The following is a 3063-nucleotide window of genomic DNA, read 5'->3' as shown; positions in this document are numbered from 1 at the left end:
TGTGTATACAGCTTGCTAACAATGTGTTTTACTTTTGGAAGTTCGTCGTTGTAAGCCCTGTAGCCATCCGTGTTTGCATGACTGACGACGGTAACGCTGATGGCCACTTTTGCCATAACCGTGTTTTTTCACAGGAGATTTCTGTTCACAAAACGGGCATTTTACATCAACTTTAGCCACTGTATTCCACATCCAAAACCGAACATTTCACGCTGCAATCAACATATTGAATACACGACAGGAATGCCGCGCGTGATGGTTGCTCCGGGATAAAGAGGGGTACCCAGCTAGGTGGGAGCAAAGGCAATCAGCAAAATGAAGCTGACGTATAACACCAGGACGATCAGAGAAAGCGAGACGGCAAAAAGCTGACGTTTGCGCACCAGTTCCTTAAACACCGAGTGGTTGCCAATGCGTTGGTAGAGGACGTCATTCATCATAAATCTCCGGTAAGTGAGTCTGCATCCGGTTGTGAGTAAAAACGTTGCCTATTTTAGGGCACAGCCAGCCAAGCCAGACCCTTGGGGTCTGGCGTTATCTGCTATCGGTTCGCTTAGCGCGTACTGCGTTTGATGTTTAAGACTGTGGCGTGTCCATGGTTTGTTTCTCTTCCAGCAGTTTTTCAACGACGCCAGGATCGGCAAGCGTAGAGATATCATCCAGATTACTGGTATCTCCCGCCGCGATTTTGCGCAGAATACGCCGCATAATCTTGCCGGAGCGGGTTTTTGGCAGCGAGTCCGTCCAGTGCAGGATATCGGGTGTAGCAATCGGGCCAATCTCTTTACGTACCCAATTGCGTACTTCCGTGTACAGCGCACTGGAAGGCTCTTCGCCATGGTTGAGCGTAATATAGGCGTAGATAGCCTGGCCTTTCAGGCTGTGTGGGATGCCCACCACGGCGGCTTCGGCAATCTTTGGGTGTGCCACCAGAGCCGACTCTATTTCCGCCGTACCCAGACGATGGCCCGCCACGTTCAACACGTCATCCACGCGGCCGGTTATCCAGTAGTAGCCATCTTCATCGCGACGGGCACCGTCGCCGCTGAAATACATGCCTTTAAAGGTCGAAAAATAGGTTTGTTCGAAACGATCATGATCGCCAAACAGCGTACGCGCCTGACCTGGCCAAGAGTCGGTTATCACCAGATTACCTTCCGTGGCCCCGTCTTGCGGCGTGCCCAGATTATCGACTAATGCAGGCTGCACGCCAAAGAAGGGAAGCGTTGCCGAACCTGGCTTGGTTTCGATCGCTCCTGGCAGTGGGGTGATCATTAATCCGCCCGTTTCCGTTTGCCACCAGGTATCGACGATCGGACATTGGCCGTTACCGATCTTGTTGAAATACCATTCCCAGGCTTCCGGGTTGATGGGTTCGCCCACTGAGCCCATTACCTTCAGCGAACTCCGGTTGCTGCCTTCGATAGCTTTGTCACCGTCAGCCATCAGCGCACGGATAGCGGTGGGGGCGGTATACAGGATATTGACGTGGTGCTTATCGACCACTTGTCCCATACGGCGTGCATCCGGCCAGTTGAGTACGCCTTCAAACATCAGCGTGGTGGCACCGCAGGCCAACGGGCCGTAGAGCAGGTAGCTGTGCCCGGTGATCCAGCCGACATCGGCGGTACACCAATAGATATCGCCGGGATGGTAGTCAAACACATATTTGAAGGTCATGGCCGCATAGACCAGATATCCTCCGGTAGTGTGCAGTACGCCTTTGGGCTTACCGGTCGAGCCGGAAGTATAGAGAATAAATAACGGATCCTCGGCATTCATCGCTTCTGGCGGGCAGTGATCGTCTGCACCGGCGATCAGATCACGCCACCAATGGTCGCGTCCTTCGTGCCAATCGATAGCGCCACCCGTGCGTTGGTAAACAATGGTGTGTGCCACCGTTTTAACACCAGGGTTGCGCAACGCGTCATCAATATTCTTTTTCAGCGGAATGGTGCGCCCTGCGCGGATGCCTTCATCAGAGGTAATCACCAACTTGGCACTGGAATCGATAATGCGCCCGGCGATGGATTCGGGGGAAAAACCGCCAAAAATAACGGAATGAATGGCACCAATGCGCGTGCATGCCAGCATGGCAACCGCCGCTTCGGGCACCATTGGCATATAGATAGCGACCACATCGCCCTTTTTAATGCCCAGAGATTTCAACACATTAGCAAAACGACAGACGCTTTGGTGAAGTTCGCGGTAAGTCACAGTTTTGCTTTGGGTGGCGTCATCTCCTTCCCACACAATGGCGGTTTGATCACCAAGGGTGGTTAAGTGTCGATCAAGACAGCTGGCTGCAACATTTAACATACCATCTTCGAACCAGCGAATACGGATATGACCTAGATCGAAAGAGGTGTTTTTAACTTCAGTGTACGGTTTGATCCAATCGACGATCTTGCCATGCTCCCGCCAAAAGGTTTCGGGATCATTGATCGATGCCTGATACCATTCGCGATACTGCTCAGCGTTAATCAGGGCGTTCTCCGCCACTGAGGCGGGTATGGTATGTTTATTATATTGGCTCATAGCGCTCTCCTTTAACCTTGTTAAAGATATGTCAAAAAATAGTTAAGTGTAATGGTGCGCCAAAATTTGTTTCTTTTTTGAGCGATGGATCACGCAATAAGGAGTAACACAGTGAAAGGAAAAGCGTGGAGAATGGCGAGCCCTGAGCGTTTTACTACTATTTATAAAAAAGCAAACCGGAAGATGATTTGTGATGTGTATCACATTATCGTGACTGACTTGCTCGTTCACATAATCTTAAAGCATATAACGATCAATTTATTATTTTCAAATATTACAACTATTGTTTTTTATTATTCAATCGTTAGTTACGATCAAACAGCATAAAGATACTGCTTATTCAGCCGATAGTGTGCATACCAACACGGGTATATTTTGATCCAGAAGGGCTTTGTTGAATAAATAGAACTTTTGGGTAATCATCGGAGCAGATCACCACAGTTGTTTCAAAATCAGGTCTCCATGGCAAAACAAAATTTTAAAATCACCAACTGGCCCTCTTATAACAAGGCCCTCAAGCAGCGC

At 49.6% G+C, this 3063-nt stretch carries 1 protein-coding gene and 2 pseudogenes; all 3 read right to left on the bottom strand.

From position 1 onward, the window contains the following. Nucleotides 1-75 precede the first annotated feature (75 nt). Nucleotides 76-180: pseudogene (locus QZ506_RS05670) on the bottom strand (IS1 family transposase); the annotation flags it as partial. A 110-nt stretch (nt 181-290) separates the two neighbouring features. Then, a pseudogene (locus QZ506_RS05665) lies at nt 291-437 on the bottom strand (DUF485 domain-containing protein); the annotation flags it as partial. A 139-nt stretch (nt 438-576) separates the two neighbouring features. Further along, on the bottom strand, nt 577-2538 hold the full coding sequence (acs, locus tag QZ506_RS05660) for an acetate--CoA ligase (RefSeq protein ID WP_291969674.1): 1962 nt from the start codon (nt 2536-2538) through the stop codon (nt 577-579). Nucleotides 2539-3063 lie beyond the last annotated feature (525 nt).

This window comes from Candidatus Symbiopectobacterium sp. (assembly GCF_020054415.1).
GTDB lineage: Bacteria > Pseudomonadota > Gammaproteobacteria > Enterobacterales > Enterobacteriaceae > Symbiopectobacterium.
Note: the sequence above shows the minus strand (reverse complement) of the source record. Positions and strands in the feature narration are given on the sequence as shown.

Coding starts and splice junctions, on each gene's coding strand:
- acs (WP_291969674.1), bottom strand. CDS start 2,538: ATGAGCCAATATAATAAACATACCATACCCGCCTCAGTGGCGGAGAAC.